The 17,313-nt window shown below is 73.9% G+C and carries 15 protein-coding genes and 1 riboswitch; of the genes, 7 read left to right on the top strand and 8 right to left on the bottom strand.

The window, feature by feature from the left end; all coding sequences use genetic code 11:
• The first annotated feature begins 51 nt into the window (after positions 1–51).
• The 6 genes from OG737_RS05750 (at position 52) to OG737_RS05725 (ending at position 6,361) form a co-directional block, all read left to right on the top strand.
• The gene (locus OG737_RS05750; RefSeq protein ID WP_328925043.1) at positions 52–1,500 is read left to right on the top strand and encodes a penicillin-binding protein 2; all 1,449 of its coding nucleotides are present in this window, start codon (positions 52–54) and stop codon (positions 1,498–1,500) included.
• 63 nt (positions 1,501–1,563) lie between these two features.
• Positions 1,564–2,055, top strand: coding sequence for a GNAT family N-acetyltransferase (locus OG737_RS05745; RefSeq protein ID WP_328925042.1), 492 nt, complete (start codon positions 1,564–1,566; stop codon positions 2,053–2,055).
• Positions 2,056–2,139: 84 nt separating this feature from the next.
• Positions 2,140–2,847, top strand: coding sequence for a DsbA family oxidoreductase (locus OG737_RS05740; RefSeq protein ID WP_328925041.1), 708 nt, complete (start codon positions 2,140–2,142; stop codon positions 2,845–2,847).
• A 69-nt stretch (positions 2,848–2,916) separates the two neighbouring features.
• The gene (locus OG737_RS05735) at positions 2,917–3,969 is read left to right on the top strand and encodes an aminotransferase class V-fold PLP-dependent enzyme (protein WP_405680094.1); all 1,053 of its coding nucleotides are present in this window, start codon (positions 2,917–2,919) and stop codon (positions 3,967–3,969) included.
• A gap of 127 nt (positions 3,970–4,096) precedes the next feature.
• Positions 4,097–5,182, top strand: coding sequence for an amidohydrolase family protein (locus tag OG737_RS05730; protein ID WP_405680095.1), 1,086 nt, complete (start codon positions 4,097–4,099; stop codon positions 5,180–5,182).
• A 270-nt stretch (positions 5,183–5,452) separates the two neighbouring features.
• Positions 5,453–6,361 carry an SCO1860 family LAETG-anchored protein gene (locus tag OG737_RS05725; protein ID WP_405680096.1) on the top strand — a complete coding sequence of 303 codons (909 nt, stop codon included), beginning with the start codon at positions 5,453–5,455 and terminating at the stop codon, positions 6,359–6,361.
• 76 nt (positions 6,362–6,437) lie between these two features.
• On the opposite strand, the gene OG737_RS05720 is transcribed toward OG737_RS05725, so the two are convergent.
• Together OG737_RS05720 and cobC are read right to left on the bottom strand one after the other, a co-directional pair.
• The gene (locus tag OG737_RS05720) at positions 6,438–7,682 is read right to left on the bottom strand and encodes a CapA family protein (protein ID WP_328925037.1); all 1,245 of its coding nucleotides are present in this window, start codon (positions 7,680–7,682) and stop codon (positions 6,438–6,440) included.
• 118 nt (positions 7,683–7,800) lie between these two features.
• Positions 7,801–9,225 carry an Rv2231c family pyridoxal phosphate-dependent protein CobC gene (gene cobC / locus OG737_RS05715; protein WP_405921252.1) on the bottom strand — a complete coding sequence of 475 codons (1,425 nt, stop codon included), beginning with the start codon at positions 9,223–9,225 and terminating at the stop codon, positions 7,801–7,803.
• A gap of 127 nt (positions 9,226–9,352) precedes the next feature.
• Between cobC and OG737_RS05710 the strand changes: the two genes are divergently transcribed.
• Entirely contained in the window at positions 9,353–10,078 is a 726-nt protein-coding gene (locus OG737_RS05710; protein WP_328925035.1) for a ZIP family metal transporter, read from the top strand.
• Between the two features lie 2 nt (positions 10,079–10,080).
• Here OG737_RS05710 and OG737_RS05705 read toward each other — a convergent pair whose 3' ends face one another.
• The 6 genes from OG737_RS05705 to OG737_RS05680 form a co-directional block, all read right to left on the bottom strand.
• Positions 10,081–11,463, bottom strand: a complete 1,383-nt coding sequence (locus OG737_RS05705; protein WP_328925034.1) for a cobyrinate a,c-diamide synthase — start codon at positions 11,461–11,463, stop codon at positions 10,081–10,083.
• Complete coding sequence (gene cobO / locus OG737_RS05700) at positions 11,457–12,056, bottom strand: cob(I)yrinic acid a,c-diamide adenosyltransferase (protein WP_388554216.1); 600 nt, start codon at positions 12,054–12,056, stop codon at positions 11,457–11,459. Before cobO ends, OG737_RS05705 begins: the two co-directional genes overlap by 7 nt.
• The gene (locus OG737_RS05695) at positions 12,056–14,200 is read right to left on the bottom strand and encodes a putative cobaltochelatase (protein WP_405680098.1); all 2,145 of its coding nucleotides are present in this window, start codon (positions 14,198–14,200) and stop codon (positions 12,056–12,058) included. The genes cobO and OG737_RS05695 overlap by 1 nt, the downstream gene beginning before the upstream one ends.
• Positions 14,201–14,312: 112 nt before the next feature.
• The gene (locus OG737_RS05690; protein WP_328925031.1) at positions 14,313–15,833 is read right to left on the bottom strand and encodes a cobyric acid synthase; all 1,521 of its coding nucleotides are present in this window, start codon (positions 15,831–15,833) and stop codon (positions 14,313–14,315) included.
• Positions 15,830–16,789, bottom strand: a complete 960-nt coding sequence (locus tag OG737_RS05685; protein ID WP_328925030.1) for a cobalamin biosynthesis protein — start codon at positions 16,787–16,789, stop codon at positions 15,830–15,832. Before OG737_RS05685 ends, OG737_RS05690 begins: the two co-directional genes overlap by 4 nt.
• Before the next feature lie 58 nt (positions 16,790–16,847).
• Positions 16,848–16,932: riboswitch (cobalamin riboswitch) on the bottom strand.
• A gap of 136 nt (positions 16,933–17,068) precedes the next feature.
• Positions 17,069–17,290 (bottom strand): hypothetical protein, encoded by a 222-nt coding sequence (locus OG737_RS05680; RefSeq protein WP_328925029.1) that lies wholly within the window; start codon positions 17,288–17,290, stop codon positions 17,069–17,071.
• Positions 17,291–17,313 lie beyond the last annotated feature (23 nt).

Here is a 17,313-nt window from a genome sequence, read left to right as displayed (position 1 = left end):
CAATCGGGGCAGAGCGGAACGCCTGCGGCCACTGGGACGTCCTTCTGGGGGATGAACAAGACGATCAGGCGCGCGTCGGTCTTCTGTCTGCTTCTGGTGCTGGCCCTGCTGGTCCGTGTCACCTGGGTGCAGGCATACCAAGGCCAGGCCCTCGCAGACGACCAGCACAACCGACGGAACCTCATCGGGCAGTACGAGAACCCGCTGGGCAACATCATCGTGGGCGGGGAGGCGATCACCGGTTCGACGAAGACGGGCGGCAAGGACTTCGGCTACAAGCGGACGTATACCGACGGTCCCCTCTACGCGCCGATCACCGGCTACAGCTCCCAGGCCTACGGCACGAGCATGCTGGAGGGCATCTACAAGAACGTCCTCAACGGCTCCGACAGCCGGCTGAAGACCGTGATGGACACGCTCACGAACAAGCGTGCAGCCCCGGGCAACGTCCTGACCACCATCGACAAGGACGTACAGAAGGCGGCCTACGACGCGCTGCAGGGCAAGCAGGGCGCCGCCGTGGCCATCGACCCCGCGACCGGCCAGATCCTCGGTGTGGTGAACAACCCCTCCTTCGACCCGGGCCGCATCACCGGCGCCAACGACGAGCAGGCCTGGACGGAGCTCTCCGCCGACAAGGGCAAGGCCATGGAGAACGTGGCCCTGCGCAAGCCCCAGGCACCGGGCTCCACCTTCAAGCTCGTCACCCTCGCCGCGGCGATCGAGAACGGCCTCGTCACCGGCATCGATCAGCCGACCGGCATCTCCGACCCGTACACCATCCCGGGCACCCGCACCCTGCTGCCGAGCGAGGCCGGCTCCGCGGCCTGCAACAACGTTTCGGTGCGTACCGCCCTGCGGCTGTCCTGCAACAACGTCTTCGCGGAGCTCGCCTCCAAGCTGGGCCAGGACAAGATGCGCGCGACGGCGGAGAAGCTCGGCTTCAACGTGCAGATCGACACCCCGGTCCGCACCAACCCGGCGAGCAAGTACCCGGCGAAGAAGATGTCGGTCGACCAGGTCGCGCAGACCGGTATCGGCCAGTTCGACGTCCAGGCCACCCCGCTCCAGATGGCGATGGTCACGGCCGCGATCGAGAACGGCGGCAAGCTCGTCGCCCCCCACATGGTCGCCGAGGTCACCGACGCCAACGGCAACGTGCTGGAGAGCTTCAAGGACCCCAAGTCCCAGCAGGTCATGAGCGAGAAGACGGCCTCGATGATCCGCGACGCGATGCGGACGGTCGCCACCGAGGGCGGCGGCAAGCCGGCCCAGGTGGCGGGCGCCGAAGTGGGCGGCAAGACGGGCACCGCCCAGCGCGGCGTCAACAACAGCCTCGCGCCGCTGGCCTGGTTCACCTCGTACGGCAAGGCGAACGGCAAGCAGATCGCCGTGGCCGTGGTGATCGAGAACTCGGACACCGACCGCTCCGAGATCGGCGGCGGCAAGCTGGCCGCCCCCATCGCCCAGAAGATGATGGAGGCGTGGCTGAAGAAGTAGCCACGCGGGCAGCGCACGCGGCGCGCCGGGAACCGCCACGGTTCCCGGCGCGTTTCCCTTCTCATGATCAGAATCGCGCGCCCCGCCGACCTCGACGCCATTGCCGCCCTCCACACCCGGGCCCGTGCCACCTACTACCAGGGCCGGATCCCCGAGGAGGCCTACGGCGGCGAGGCCGAGCTCGCCCGCTCCCGCGAGGGCTGGTCCCGGGCCGTCGCCCGCGCCGCCGCCGAAGGCGGGGTCCTGTGCGCCGAACAGGACGGCGAGCTCACAGGGGTCGCGGCCTTCCGCACCGCGGACGGCGAGACCACCCTCACCCAGCTCCACGTCGACCCGGTGCACTGGCGGCGCGGCACCGGTGCCGCCCTCCACGCGGCCTGCCTCGACGCCTGGCGCCGCGCCGGCGTCCGCCGGGTCCGCCTGGAGGTCTACGAGCACAACCTCCGCGCCCAGGCCTTCTACGCCACCCACGGCTGGCTCCCGGAACCGGAGCCCGCCGGCTCCGGCTCCCACCTCGTCCTCTGGCTCACGGTGGCCCCGCAGTCCGGGGAATGAGACGTGACCCCGGTTCGTTGAAGCCAGAACTGTTCCATTCGCGTTCAGTCACGTTCACCCACGGACCCGGAGAGAAGAAGGATCATGCGCGTCGAGATCTGGAGCGACATCGCCTGCCCCTGGTGCTACATCGGCAAGGCCCGATTCACCAAGGGGCTGGCCGAGTTCGCGCACCGTGACGAGGTGGAGGTCGTCTTCCGGTCCTTCGAGCTCGACCCGAACGGCGCCAAGGGCGTCACCGCGCCCGTCGTGGAGATGCTCGCCAAGAAGTACGGCCGCACCCTCGACGAGGCGCGCGCCATGGAGGAGCACGTCGCGGCCAGCGCCCGCGCCGAGGGGCTGACGTACCGCACCGACGGGCGCGACCACGGCAACACCTTCGACATCCACCGCCTGCTGCACCTGGCCGCCGCCCGCGGCCGCCAGGAGGAGCTGCTCGACCTCGCCTACCGGGCCAACTTCGGCGAGGAGAGGTCCGTCTTCGACCCCGAGGTGCTGGTCGCGCTCGCCGTCGAAGCCGGGCTGGACGAGGCCGAGGCCCGCGCCGTCCTCGCCGACGACTCCGCCTACGCCGAGCAGGTGCGCGCCGACGAGCGCGAGGCCGCCGAGCTGGGCGCGAACGCCGTGCCGTTCTTCGTTCTCGACCGCCGCTACGGGATCTCCGGCGGCCAGCCGGCCGAGGTGTTCACCCGCGCCCTGGAGCAGGCCTGGGCCGGACGCGAGGTCGAGGAGCCGGCCGCCGGGGCCGAGGCGTGCGAGCCCGACGGCGCGTGCGCGGTCCCGCAGGTATAAGACTTCCTTGAGGTTGGCACGTAAAACCAGGTAATGGACTTTGGGTCGGACTCGGCGCAGAGTGGACGCATGGATCTTCTCGCCGAAGCTGCCCGTGCCGAGTTCGCCCATTCCACCACCTACCTCAACACCGCCAACTGCGGGGTGCTCCCGCGTTCCGCCGTCGCCGCCGTACGGGAACTCGCCGAGGCGGCCGGGGCCGGGCTCCCCGCCGGGTTCGGCGACTTCGACCGGGTGAACCGGGCCCGGGCCGCCTTCGCCCGGCTGGTCGGCGTCGGTGTCGACCGGGTCGCCATCGGTTCGGGCGTGGCCACCCACGTCGGCCTGGTCTCGGCCTCCCTCCCGTCCGGGGCCGAAGTCCTCTGCCCGGAGGGCGATTTCGCCTCCGTGATCAACCCCTTCGTGGTGCGCGGCGACCTCAAGGTCCGCTTCGCGCCGCTGGAATCCCTCGCCGAAGCCGTCGGTCCGGATACCGCGCTCGTCTCGCTGAGCGCCGTACAGTCCGCGGACGGGCGGACGGCCGACCTGGCCGCGGTGCGCGCCGCGACGGCCGCGCACGGCGCCCGCATGCTCGTGGACGCGACCCAGGCGGCGGGCTGGCTGCCCTTCGACGCGTCACCGTACGAGTACACGGTCACCGCCGGCTACAAGTGGCTGCTCGGTGCCCGCGGAGCCTCGTACCTGACCGTGTCGGAGGAGGCCCAGCACACCCTGACCCCGCTGCACGCCGGCTGGGTGGCGGCCGAGTCCATGTGGGACGCCACCTACGGGCCGATGCCGCAACTGGCCTACGGGGCCCGCCGCTTCGACGAATCCCCCACGTTCCTCGCCTATCACGCGGCAGAGGCCTCGCTGGCCCTGCTGGAGCGGATCGGCGTCGAGGCCGTCCACGCCCACGACACCGCACTCGCCGCCCGCTACCGGGCAGGTCTCGCCCGCCTCGGCCACGAGCCGGTCCCCGGCGAGTCGGCCATCGTCTCGGTGCCGGGCCTCGCCGACCGGCAGCCCGCGCTCCTGGCCGCCGGCATCGCCACCTCCGCCCGCGCCGGCGCGCTGCGCGCCTCGTTCCACCTCTACGCCACCGAGGCGGACGTGGACCGGCTGCTGGACGCCCTCGCCTGACGCCGACGCTCCGCCCGCCCGCGCGCGCGCCCAGCGGCGCCGCCGGATCCGCCGCGGGAACGGCGGGTCACGGTGGTGCCGCGGGGGTACCCGCCGTGCGGGCCGCACGCGCACGTACAGTGCCGACATGACTGACGTGCTGCATGTGAAGGGCCGTGTGCTCGTCGGCCCCGATGAGGTCCGCGACGAGCTCTGGGTGGTCGGGGGCCGGATCTCCTACGAGCGCCCGAGCGCGGCCCGGGAGGTCACCACGGTGACCGGCTGGGCCCTGCCGGGGCTGGTCGACGCGCACTGTCACGTGGGGCTGGACTCCCACGGTCCGGTCGACGCCGCGACGGCCGAGCGGCAGGCACTCACCGACCGCGACGCCGGCACCCTCCTGATCCGCGACGCCGGGTCGCCCTCCGACACCCGCTGGATCGACGACCGCGAGGACCTGCCGAAGATCATCCGGGCGGGCCGGCACATCGCGCGCACCCGCCGCTACATCCGCAACTACGCCCACGAGATCGAGCCGGCCGACCTGGTCGACTACGTGGCCCGTGAGGCGGTGCGCGGCGACGGCTGGGTGAAGCTGGTCGGCGACTGGATCGACCGCGAGGCCGGGGACCTGACGGCCTGCTGGCCGCGCGCCGAGGTCGAGGCGGCCATCGCCGAGGCGCACCGGCTGGGCGCCAGGGTGACGGCGCACTGCTTCGCCGAGGACTCGCTGCGCGACCTGGTCGAGGCGGGCATCGACTGCATCGAACACGCCACCGGCCTGACCGAGGACACCATCCCGCTGTTCGCGGAGCGTGGGGTCGCGATCGTCCCGACCCTCGTGAACATCGCGACGTTCCCGAAGATGGCGGCAGGCGGCGAGGCGAAGTTCCCGCAGTGGTCGGCGCACATGCGGCGGCTCCACGAGCGGCGTTACGACACCGTGCGGGCCGCCTACGACGCGGGCATCGCGGTGTACGTCGGCACCGACGCGGGGGGTTCCCTGCCGCACGGCCTGGTCGCGGCGGAGGTCGAGGAGCTGGTGAAGGCCGGGATCCCGCCGCTGGACGCGCTGTCCGCGACGGCCTGGGCGGCCCGCGAGTGGCTCGGCCGGCCAGGCCTGACCGAGGGGGCGCCGGCGGACCTCGTGGTCTACGCCGACGATCCGCGGGCCGACGTACGCGCCCTCGCGCAGCCTCTTCGGATCGTCGTGGACGGCAAGGTCCGTGCCTGAGCGGCGTGTTGACGCCGCGTGACATCGCGGGCCCGGCGGTCGTTAAAGACGGCCGTGCTCGCCGTATGTCCGCGAAAGGAGAGAACACGCGTTCTTCCTGGGGCGCCATTATTCGAATGTGTGCGTGGAAACCACCCCTTGGGGTGAACTCACGTCAGGTGCCTGAACGTTCACTCACAGTGCGTAAAGATTCCGGGGTCGAGGCCGTCGGCGCGCGATGTCCCCCATTGGCGGCGCGGCGGCACCCATCTCCCCGGGGGTTCCACCACCTTGAACAGCAACACCTTCCGCGTGCCCGCGGCCGTCCTGCTCGCCACGGGAGCGGTGGCCCTGCTCGCCGCCCCGCCCGCCTCCGCCACGGGCGGCGGCGCCGCGGGCGAGGGCAGGGCAGGCGCCGTCGTCCTGCGCACCACCTTGGACGTGGGCCTGCTCAACAAGACCGTGCACCTCCCGCTGAAGACCTCCCTCAACGAGGTCAGCGCCCCGGCGACGGCCGAGAAGACGGCGCTGACGGTCACCCTGGACGGCGTCGAGGGCGGTGCGCCGGTCAGCGTGCTCAAAGCCGACGTGGCCACCTCCAAGGCGACCGCGGACAAGACCCGGGCCGAGGCGCAGGCCAACCTCGCCAAGGCCCGCGTACACGTGCCCGGCCTGCCGGAGCTCTCGCTCATCGAGGTCGAGAAGGTCACCTCCAAGGCCGTCTGCGAGTCGGGCAAGCAGCCGACGGCCAGCGCGAACGTGCTCGGGACGGTGACCGCGCTCGGCAAGCGGATCACCCCGTCGGCGGGCGGCCCCACCAAGGTGGAGGTGCCGGGCGTGGGCCTGCTCAGCCTGGAGCTGTCCGGTACGGAGACCACCTCCACCACGGCGGCCGCGGCCGCGCTCCGCCTGAAGGTGTCGGTCAACCCGCTGAACCTGAACGTCGCCCAGGTGGAGGGCGAGGTCGTGCTCGCCGAGGCGCACTGCGAGTCCCCGACGGCTCCCGCGCCGACCCCTCCCGCGCAGCCGGACGTCAAGCCCCAGACCGCCACCGGCACCGGGTCCGCCGTCACCAAGGACGCCAACCTGGCCGAGACCGGCGGCGGTTCGCTGACCCCCTACGTCGCGGGCGGCGCGCTGGCCCTGCTCGGGATCGGCGGGGTCGCGCTCGTGGTGACCCGGCGGGGCAGCGCCTCGTAACACGGCGGGGCAGGCCTGGTGACGCGGTGGGGGCCGCGAGGGCCGCGCCGCCCGAGGAGCACACGGAGGGGAGTGCTCAGCGGGCGGCGTGCTCCAGGCCCTGCCCGCCCGCGCCGCGTGACAGCACGGCCTCGGTGACCTGCTGGTCGATCCGGGCGTACTCGCTCCGCCTGGCGGCCGGGAGCGTGCTGTCCGAGGCCGCGCACGAGGCGCAGACGACGCGGAACGGCGGCCCCATGTCCGAGTACTGCGTGAGGAATTCGGCCTTCACCACCTCCCAGCGGCCCGCGTGGGCCGCCGCCGGGGCGAAGGTGAACCGGGGGACCGACGACTGGTTTCCGCGCAGCTTGTCGGCCGGTACGAAACTGGCGACCTGGTCACCCATGCCGAAGACCACCCAGGTGCCGTTGATCTTCTCGTAGGGCTGCGGCACGTGGTTGTGCGTGCCGATGATCAGATCGATGTCGGCGAGGCCGTCGGCCGCGCGCGAGGCCGTCAGGGCCTGCGCCAGCTCGCGCTGCTGCTCGTCGGGCGCCGTCTGCCACTCGGTGCCCCAGTGGACACTGAGCACGACCACGTTCGCGCCGCCGGCCCGGGCCGCGCGGGCGTCGGCGATCATCCGGTCCTTGTCGATCAGGTTCACGGCCCACGGCTTGCCCGCGGGGAGCGGGATGCCGTTCGTGCCGTACGTGTAGTCCAGCTGGGCGACCTTCGCGCCGCCGGCCGAGAGCAGGGCCGGGGCCTTGGCCTCCTCCGGGCTGCGGGCCGAGCCGACGTGCGGGATGCCGACCCGGTCGAGGTGTTCGAGGGTGCGGGCGAGGCCGTCGTACCCGTCGTCCAGGGTGTGGTTCGAGCCGGTGGAACAGCTGTCGTACCCGGCGTCCTTGAGCGCGTCGGCCAGCTGGTGCGGGGCCTTGAAGGTCGGGTAACCGGTGTAGGGGCCGCCGGGCCGCCCGTACGGTATCTCGTGATGGCATATCGCCAGGTCGGCGGCGGACACCAGGGGTTTGACCCCGGCGAGTATCTTCCGGAAGTCGTGCTCCCCGGCCTTGCCGGCGTCGTCCGCGGACTGCTGGACGATCGACGGGTACGGGATGATGTCGCCCGTCGCCACCAGCGTGAACGGCCGCCCGGCCGGGGCCGTGCCGCTCGGCTCGGCGGGACCGGTGCCGGGCTTGCCCTGGAGCCGCTGCTGCGCGGTGGACGCGCGGCTGCCGTCGCCGTGGCCGACGCCGTCGAGCAGCCGGGGCACGCCGTAGATCCCGCCGCCCACGACCGCCAGCCCGGCAAGGGCCGCGCCTATCCTGGCCGATGTCCTCATGCCCCAACCCCCGTTGCCGCAGCCGCTGCGGGGATCCGTGCCCGGCCCCGCCCCCGTGGCCATCGTAGGCAGGCCATCCGGTGGACGGCGACCGCAGCCCGCCCGGCGGACGAGCGGGTCAGCTGGTGGCGGCCAGCGTCAGGGCGTGGTCCAGGGCCTGGAGGAGCCGGCCCGTCGTCGCCCGGTCGCGGACCGCCAGCCGGAGCCAGGAGCGGTCCAGCCCCGGGAAGGTGTCCCCGCGGCGGACGGCGAAGCCGAGGGCGCGCAGCCTCGTGCGTACCTGCGCCCCGTCCGCCACCTGGATCAGGACGAACGGCCCCTGCGCCACCCCCGCCACAGTGACCTCGTCGAACTCCGCGAGCCCGGCCAGCAGATGGGCCCGGTCCACCGCGATCCGCCGCGCCACCTCCTCCGCCTCGGCCAGCGCCGCCGGAGTCACGCAGGCCTCGGCCGCCACCAGCGCCGGCGTGGACACCGGCCACAGCGGCTGGGCGGCCGCCAGCTTCGCGATCACCTGCGGCTCGGCCAGTACGTAGCCGATCCGCAGCCCCGCCAGGCCCCAGGTCTTCGTCAGGCTCCGCAGCACCACGAGCCCGGGGACGTCCATCCGCCCGGCCAGGGCCTCCCGTTCGCCCGGGACGGCGTCCATGAACGCCTCGTCCACCACCAGGATCCGGCCCGGCCGGGCCAGCGCGGCCAGCGTCCGCGCCGGGTGCAGGACCGACGTCGGGTTGGTCGGGTTGCCGACCACCACCAGGTCCGCGTCCTCGGGCACCGCCTCCGGGTCCAGCCGGAACCCGTCCGCCGCCCGCAGCACCACCCGCTCCACCCGGTGCCCCGCGTCCCGCAGCGCCGCCTCCGGCTCGGTGAACTGCGGATGCACCACGACCGGCCGTACGGCGCCCAGGGCCCGGGCGATCAGCACGAAGGCCTCCGCCGCCCCGGCCGTCAGGAGCACCCGCTCGACCGGCAGCCCGTGCCGGGCCGCCACCGCCGCGCGGGCGGCCCGGCCGTCGGGGTAGGCGGCGAGATCCCCGAGGGAGGCGGCGATCCGCTGCTTGAGCCACTCCGGGGGCGTGTCCGCCCGTACGTTGACCGCGAGGTCCACCAGGTCGGAGCCCGCGTCCATCACCTCCGCGTCGCCGTGGTGGCGCAGGTCGTGCGCCTGCGCCGTGGCCACCGCGCAGGTCGCGGCCACCGACCGCCGCTTGGGTACGAGGAGTTCACCGCCGCTCGCGAGCGCCGCGGCCTCCGCCACCGAGGGGGTCCCGGCGGCGGTGCGCGCCGCGTCCGAGGGGTTCGGTACGGGGATCTCGGCCAGGTAGGCGGCGGAGTACGCGATGAGGGGCACGCCGAAACGTTCCGCCGCGCCCGCTATCCCCGCCTCGCCCGCCTTCGAGTCCACCGTGGCCAGCGCCGTCACCGACGCCGTGGCCAGTCCGGCCCCCCGAAGCGTCTCCTCGACCAGGGCACAGACCTCCGCCACGGAAACCCCCGCGCGTCCGCCGACCCCGACCACCAGCTGCGTCGCGTACTCGCCCACCGGGTGTCCTCCCTCCGTAGTCACCGTCACCGGTACCTCACCGCCGCCGGTCAGTCGTCAACAGTCCGCCACCCGCGACGCGCGGGCGGAAGTGCGCGCGGGGCGGGGAATCGGTATGCAGGGGCACATGGCCGTGATCGTGGCACTGGGCGCGTTCCTGATGACCCTGGCGGGCGGATGGACGGCGCAGCGCGTCACCGACCGCCGCCACCTCGTACTGGGCCTGGCGGGCGGCCTGATGCTCGGCGTCGTCGGCCTCGACCTGCTCCCGGAGGCCCTGCACGCGGCGGGCACGGAGGTGTTCGGCGTCCCGCTCGCCCTGCTGCTCTTCGTGGGCGGATTCCTGGTGGCGCACGTCGTGGAACGGCTCCTCGCCGTACGCCAGGCCGCGCACGGCGGGGACGACGGCGCCCGCGCCCCTCAGGTCGGGCTCACCGCGGCCGCCGCGATGGTCGGCCACAGCCTCGCCGACGGCGTGGCCCTGGGCGCGGCCTTCCAGGTCGGCGGGGGGATGGGGGTGGCCGTGGCACTGGCCGTCATCACCCACGACTTCGCCGACGGGTTCAACACGTACACGCTCACCAGTCTCTACGGCAACGACCGCCGCAAGGCCCTGATGATGCTCTTCGCGGACGCCGCGGCCCCCGTCGTGGGTGCGGCGTCCACTGTGCTGTTCACTCTTCCGGAGGAACCGCTCGGCGCCTACCTCGGCTTCTTCGGCGGCGTCCTGCTGTACCTGGCGGCCGCCGAGATCCTGCCCGAGGCGCACCACGAACACCCCGCCCTGTCCACGCTGATGTGCACGCTGGGCGGGGTGGCCGGGATCTGGCTCGTGGTGGGGATCGCGAACTGAGTTCACCGTCCGTGGCCCGCGGCTTCTGCGAACCGGCGGGCCACGGACGGCTGCGCCGCCCAGTGCGTGTGCAGGTAGCTGGCGTGCACGCCCTGCTGTACGAAGCCCTCGACGCGGCGTTCCGGGTGCGTGAACCCCCACGCAGGCGCGGCTCCCGCGCCCGGCTCTATCACCGTCCGGTGGAACTCGTGGCCGCGCAGCCGGGTGCCGGCGGGCGCGAGCGCGCTGTCGGACACCGCAACCGCCTCGCGGTAGCCGAGGGTCAGGCGCTCCGACATCCGGGCGTCGGCGTCGAGCACCCCGCACATGGGCTTCCCGTCCAGGGACCGCGCGAGGTACAGCAGCCCGGCGCACTCGGCGGCCACGGGGCCGCCTTGTGCGGCGAAGTGGGCCACGGCCTTGCGGAGCGGCTCGTTGGCCGACAGCTCGGGCGCGTACACCTCGGGGAAACCGCCGCCGATCACCAGGCCGGTGGTTCCCTCGGGCAGCGCCTCGTCCCGGAGCGGATCGAAGGTGACGACCTCCGCTCCCGCGGCGGTGAGCAGCTCCGCGTGCTCGGCGTACGAGAACGTGAACGCGGCCCCGCCCGCGACGGCGACCACCGGCCGTGGACCGGGGCTCAGCGCCGGACTCTGCGCCTCGAGCGCCTGCGACGCAGACCACGCGTCGGCGGACAACGGCGGGGCCGTACGGGCCAGAGCCATCAGCGCGTCCAGGTCGCAGCCCTGGCGCACCTGGTCCGCCAGCGCCGCCACGGCGGCCAGCGCATCCGCGCGCCGCTCCGCGACCGGGACCAGCCCCAGGTGCCGCGACGGCGCGGCCACCTGCGGAGCCCGGCGCAGGACGCCGAGCACCGGCATCCCCGCCTCCTCCAGCGCCTCCCGCAGCATCGCCTCGTGCCGGTCGGAGCCGACCTTGTTCAAGATCACGCCTCCGAGCCGCACCTGCGGGTCGAAGGAGGCGAATCCGTGCACCAGCGCCGCCACCGACCGCGACTGCGACGAGGCGTCGACGACCAGTACCACCGGCGCCCGCAGCAACTTCGCGACCTGCGCCGTCGACGCCAGCTCACCCCGCCCCGCGGCCCCGTCGTACAGGCCCATCACGCCCTCGACCACGGCGAGGTCGCACCCGGCCGCCCCGTGCGCGAACAGCGGAGCGACGAGCTCCGGCCCGCACATGAAGGCGTCGAGGTTGCGCCCCGGGCGGCCGGTGGCCAGCGCGTGGTAGCCCGGATCGATGTAGTCCGGCCCGGCCTTGTGCGGGGACACGGCGAGGCCGCGCTCCGAGAAGGCCGCCATCAGGCCCGTGGCGACGGTGGTCTTGCCGCTGCCGGACGACGGCGCGGCGATGACCAGCCGGGGAACGTTGGACGAAGTCACCACTCGATGCCCTTCTGGCCCTTCTGGCCGGCGTCCATCGGGTGCTTGACCTTGGTCATCTCGGTGACGAGATCCGCGAACTCCAGCAGCTTCTCCGGTGCGTTGCGCCCCGTGATCACCACGTGCTGGGTGCCGGGACGGGTGCGCAGCACCTCGATGACCTCGTCGACGTCGATCCAGCCCCAGTGCATCGGGTACGCGAACTCGTCGAGAACGTACAGCTTGTGCGTCTCGGCGGCCAGATCGCGCTTGACCTGCTCCCAGCCCTCCTTGGCCGCCTGCTCGTTGTCGAGCTGCGCGTCCCGCTGGACCCAGGACCAGCCCTCGCCCATCTTGTGCCAGACGACGGAGCCGCCCTCGCCGGAGGCGCCGAGCACCTTGAGCGCGTTCTCCTCGCCGACCTTCCACTTCGCCGACTTGACGAACTGGAACACCCCGATCGGCCAGCCCTGGTTCCAGGCGCGCAGCGCCAGCCCGAAGGCCGCCGTCGACTTGCCCTTGCCGGGGCCGGTGTGGACGAAGACGAGCGGGCGGTTGCGGCGCTGGCGCGTCGTGAGCCCGTCGTCCGGAACGACGGTCGGCTGTCCCTGCGGCATTACGCGGCCCTCCTGTTGGTGTGCGGTGCGGGAGATGCGGAAGATGCGGGAGATGACACCGCGGTACGAACGTGCTTCACGAGCCCGGCCAGCGAGTCGGCCCGCAGCCCGTCGAGCGTGACGGCGGGCCCGCCGAGATCGGTGGCCAGTACCCCGGCCAGCCCCAGCCGGACAGGCCCCGACTCGCAGTCGACGACGACGGACGCGACGCCCCCGGCCTGCAGCAGCCGGGCACTGCGCCCCGCGAGCTCCCGCGGGTCGCCGGCCGCGCTGCCGGCCGAGGTGGCCCGCCCGTCGGTGACGACCACGAGCAGCGGGCGCCTGCTCGGATCCCGCAGCCGTTCGATCCGCAGCACCTCGTGGGCCTTCAGCAGGCCGGCGGCCAGCGGGGTGCGGCCACCGGTCGGCAGCTGCTCCAGCCGGGCCGCGGCCGCGTCCACCGAGGAGGTGGGCGGCAGCGCCAGTTCGGCGCTCGCCCCCCGGAAGGTGATCAGGCCGACCTTGTCCCGGCGCTGGTAGGCGTCCAGGAGCAGCGACAGCACGGCGCCCTTGACCGCGCTCATGCGCTGCCGGGCGGCCATCGAGCCGGAGGCGTCGACGACGAAGAGGACGAGGTTGCCCTCGCGGCCCTCCCGCGTGGCCTGGCGCAGGTCGTCCTTGCGGATCACCAGGCCGGGCCCGCTGCGCCCGCGCGCCTTCTGGTGCGGGGCGGCCGCGTGCACGGTGGCCGCCAGGTGCAGCTTGGTCAGCTGGCCCCGGGGGCGCTGGGCCCCGGTGGTCCGGCCGTGGGCGGTGCGGGCGCGCGAACGCCGCCCGGCAGCGCCCTCGCCGAGCCCCGGCACGCTCAGCATCTTGGTCCGGAACGGCTCGGCGGCCCGTACGGCGGCCTGTTCGGGCCCGCCGGCTTCCCGGGCGGAGGGCTGCGGGGCCTCGGGGGCGTCCGTGGGCGCGCTCTGCGCGGACTCCGGCTCCGACCCCGGGTCCGGCTCCGGCTCCGGCTCCGGCGGGGCGTCGGACGCCTGGGGGCCATTGCCCTGCGGGGGTACCCCGCCGCCCCCGTCGGGGCCGCCGCCGTCGTCGTCCGGGCCCTCGGGCTCGGTGTCCGGGTCCGGGTCGGGCTCCTGCGGCTCCTCGTCCTCGAACCGGTCCAGGATCTCGTCCAGCTTGTCCTCGTCCAGGCCCGGCGCGTCGAACGGGTTGCGCCGCCGCCGGTGGGGGAGGGCCAGCAGCGCGGCCCGCCGCACGTCCTCCTTCAGCACGGTGGTCCGGCCCGCCCAGGCGGCCAGCGCCGTCGCGGTCCGGGCCATCACGATGTCGGCCCGCATGCCGTCGACCTCGAACCCGGCGCAGGTCGCCGCGATCTGGAGCAGCGCGTTGTCGCCGAGCACCACCTGCGGGAGCAGCGCCCGCGCCGCCACCACCCGGGCGCGGACCTCGTGTTCGTCACCGGCCCAGCGGGTCGCGAAGCCGGCCGGGTCGTCCTCGTAGGCGAGCCGACGGCGTACGACCTCCACCCGCTGGGCGGGCTCGCGGGAGGCGGCGACCTCGACGGTCAGCCCGAACCGGTCGAGGAGCTGCGGCCGCAGCTCGCCCTCCTCGGGGTTCATCGTGCCGACGAGCAGGAAGCGGGCGGCGTGCCGGACGGACACGCCCTCGCGCTCGACGTACGAGGCACCCATAGCGGCGGCGTCCAGCAGCAGGTCGATCAGGTGGTCGTGGAGGAGGTTGACCTCGTCGACGTACAGGATCCCGCGGTGCGCGTCGGCGAGCAGGCCGGGCTCGAAGGCCTTCACGCCTTCCGCCAGGGCCCGTTCGATGTCGAGCGCGCCGACGAGGCGGTCCTCCGAGGCGCCGACGGGCAGCTCCACCATGCGGGCGGGCCGGGCAGCGCCCGGGCCGGGCTCGTGCGGGCCGTCCGGGCAGGCCGGGTCGGGCGCGGCCGGCGCGCACGAGAACCGGCAGCCGGAGACCACGTCCACCTGCGGCAGCAGCGCGGACAGCGCGCGCACGGCGGTGGACTTGGCGGTGCCCTTCTCGCCGCGCACCAGCACGCCGCCGACCGCCGGGCTCACGGCGTTGAGCAGGAGCGCCAGCCGCAGGTCGGTCTGGCCGACCACTGCGGTGAACGGATAGGGCGTGCTCATGCGTTGCTCACTCCTTCGAGGGTGGTGCGGACCGTTGCCGTACGCGGCCGGATCCGGAGGCCCGGTTCCGGAAAGGGAAGGGCAGGGGAACAGCCCCGCAGGGCCCGGCCCGTCACGGCGCGCCAGGGGGGAGGAAGGGCAGGCTCGCCGGGGCGCCGGCCTCGATCAGCCGCAGCAGGGCATCCGTGTCGGCGTGCTCCGCGATCAAGTCGCCGAGCAGGTCCAGCTGCTCCTCCCGCAGGGCGGAGAACGAGGTGTCCGCGGCCGGTACGAACCGGCGCCCCGCGGCCGAAGCCACCTCCCGCAGGAACGCCCGGCGGAAGCCGTCCGACTCCAGCGAGCCGTGCCAGTGCGTGCCCCAGACGGCCCCGACCCGGCAGCCGTCCAGGAAGGGCTCCCCGCCCAGGACCTCCGCGACCCCGTGGTGGATCTCGTACCCCTCGACCGGCTCGCCGAGCGCCGAACCCACCGGCCGCGCCAGGGTCTTCTCCGGCTCGAAGCGGATGCGCACGGGCAGCAGCCCGAGGCCGTCCACCGCTCCCGCCCGCGATTCGACCTCGTCCTCGATGTGCTCGCCGAGCACCTGGAAACCGCCGCAGATGCCGAGCACCGGCCGGCCCTCGGCAGCCCGCCGGACCAGGGCGTCGGCCAGCCCGCGCTCGCGCAGCCAGGCGAGGGCCTTCACCGTCCCGCGCGTCCCGGGTACGACGACCAGGTCCGCGTCGGCCAGCTCCTCGGCCCGGTCCACGAACCGGACCACGACCCCCGGCTCCGCCGCGAGCGCGTCGACGTCCGTGAAGTTCGACATCAGCGGCACCGCGCACACCGCGACCCGCAGCACGTCCTCACCGACCGGCGGGGCCACCACGGACTCCCGTACCGCGCCCCGCAGCGAGACGCGCAGGCCGTCCTCCTCGTCGATGCCGAGCCCGTGCTGGAAGGGCAGCACCCCGTACGTGGCGCGGCCGGTCAGACCGCGCAGCATCTCCATGCCGGGCTCCAGCAGCGAGACGTCCCCGCGGAACTTGTTGACCAGGTACCCGGCGATCAGCGACTGGTCCTCGGGCGACAGCAGCGCCGTCGTGCCGAAGAAGGACGCGAAGACCCCGCCCCGGTCGATGTCCCCGACCACGACCACCGGGAACCGCGCGGCTCGCGCGATGCCCATGTTCACGATGTCGGTCCGGCGCAGATTGATCTCGGCCGGACTCCCCGCCCCCTCGCAGATCACGGCGTCATACGTGCCCCGCAGCTGCTCCAGGCAGTCCGTGACGATGCCGAGAAGCTGCTCCTGCCTCCCGCCGTGGTAGCCGCGTGCGCTCATCTCGCCCACGGGCTTGCCCAGCAGCACGACCTGGCTGCTGCGGTCGCCGCCCGGCTTGAGGAGCACCGGGTTCATCAGCGCGGTCGGCTCCACGCGGGCCGCCTGGGCCTGCATGGCCTGGGCGCGCCCGATCTCGGCGCCCTCCCGCGTGACGAAGGAGTTCAGCGACATGTTCTGCGCCTTGAAGGGCGCCACCTTCACGCCCTGGCGGGCCAGCCACCGGCAGATGCCCGCCGTGACCACGCTCTTGCCGGCGTCCGACGTGGTGCCCGCGACGAGCAGTCCGCCGCCGCGCTTCGCGCCGCTCATGCGCGCCCCCTCCGTGATGTACGAGATACCAGCAGCCGGGCCGCGACGCACGCGCCCAGCGTCAGCCAGGTCACCTGCCGCGACAGCCGGACCGCCCGCTCGATGTCCGCGACCTCCACCGGCCGCCCCTCCCCGCCGTTCAGGACCGCCCGGTGCTCGACCCGCCCCCCGTACGCGAGGGTCCCGCCGAGACGTACCCCGAGCGCCCCAGCGAAGGAGGCCTCCACGGGACCGGCGTTCGGGCTCGGGTGCTTGGCGGCGTCCGCTCGCCAGGCCCGGGCCGCCCCCCGGCGGTCCGGGCCCGCGAGGACGGCCGCCAGCGCGGTCAGCCGGGCCCCGGGCCAGCCCGCCACGTCGTCGAGCCGGGCGGAGGCCCAGCCGTAGCGCAGGTAGCGGGGCGACTTGTGGCCGACCATCGCGTCCAGGGTGTTCACGGCGCGGAAGGCCAGCAGCCCCGGGACCCCGGCGACCGCGCCCCAGACCAGGGCGCCGACCACCGCGTCGGAGGTGTTCTCCGCGACCGACTCCACGACTGCGCGGGCCATCTGCTGCTCGTCCAGGGAGTGCGGGTCGCGCCCGCACAGGTGCGGCAGCCGCTCGCGGGCCACCTCGGCGTCCCCGGCGGCGAGTGCGCCGCCGATGGCGCGGGCCTCCCGGCCGAGCGAGGTGCCGCCGACGACGGCCCAGGTGGCGGCGGCGGTCAGGGCGATACGGGCGGCCGCGGGCCGGGAGCGCACGGCGCGTGCGCCCAGCGCGCCGACGGCGGCCGCGCCCCCGGCGCACACCAAGGTGTGCAGGATGCCCCGGGCGCGGTCGTCGCGCCACAGGGCGCGCTCGACAGCGGCGGCGGCTCGTCCGAAGGCGGCCACGGGGTGCCCTCGGCGCGGATCACCGAGGATCCGGTCGCCGATCAGGCCCGCCGTGGCGCCGTACGCGAAAACGCGATCGGCACGCATGGTGGCAGGTATGTCCTCACTCAGGGTCCGCGCCCTGGTTCGACGTGTCCGGCGGCGAGAGTTCCTGGCTCCCGGGTCGCACTCGGTCGAGTGCCCCCGGTGACAGTGGCGGGACCGCGCCGGATTCGCACCGGACTTCCTCTCCATGCCGCCGTATTGGCCCGGGCAGTCCACCACGCGCCGAGAACGCCCGTCAACTCGCCGTTGACCTGCGCCGGGCATACGAAAGCTCCCCCCGGGGGAAACCCGGAGGGAGCCTTCACACGTGGTGTCCGCGCCTCAGGCGACGATCAGGTAGATCCCGTACCCCACGGCCGCCGTGACGAGCGCGAAGCAGGCGTACGCACCGCTGCGGGCCAGGGTGGCGGTGCCGCCCTGCTCGGTGGCCGCCTCGTGCTTGGACAGACCCACCAGGCCCAGGGTGAACAGGGCCACGAGGGCGACGGTGGCGGAGAGGCTGACCCCGAAGACGGAGCCGAGTGCTTCCCAGTCGATCTTCATACTGCCGTTCCTCTGTGTGTCTC

Source organism: Streptomyces sp. NBC_00122 (genome assembly GCF_045160845.1).
In the GTDB taxonomy this organism is placed as follows: Bacteria; Actinomycetota; Actinomycetes; order Streptomycetales; family Streptomycetaceae; genus Streptomyces.
Note: the sequence above shows the minus strand (reverse complement) of the source record. Positions and strands in the feature narration are given on the sequence as shown.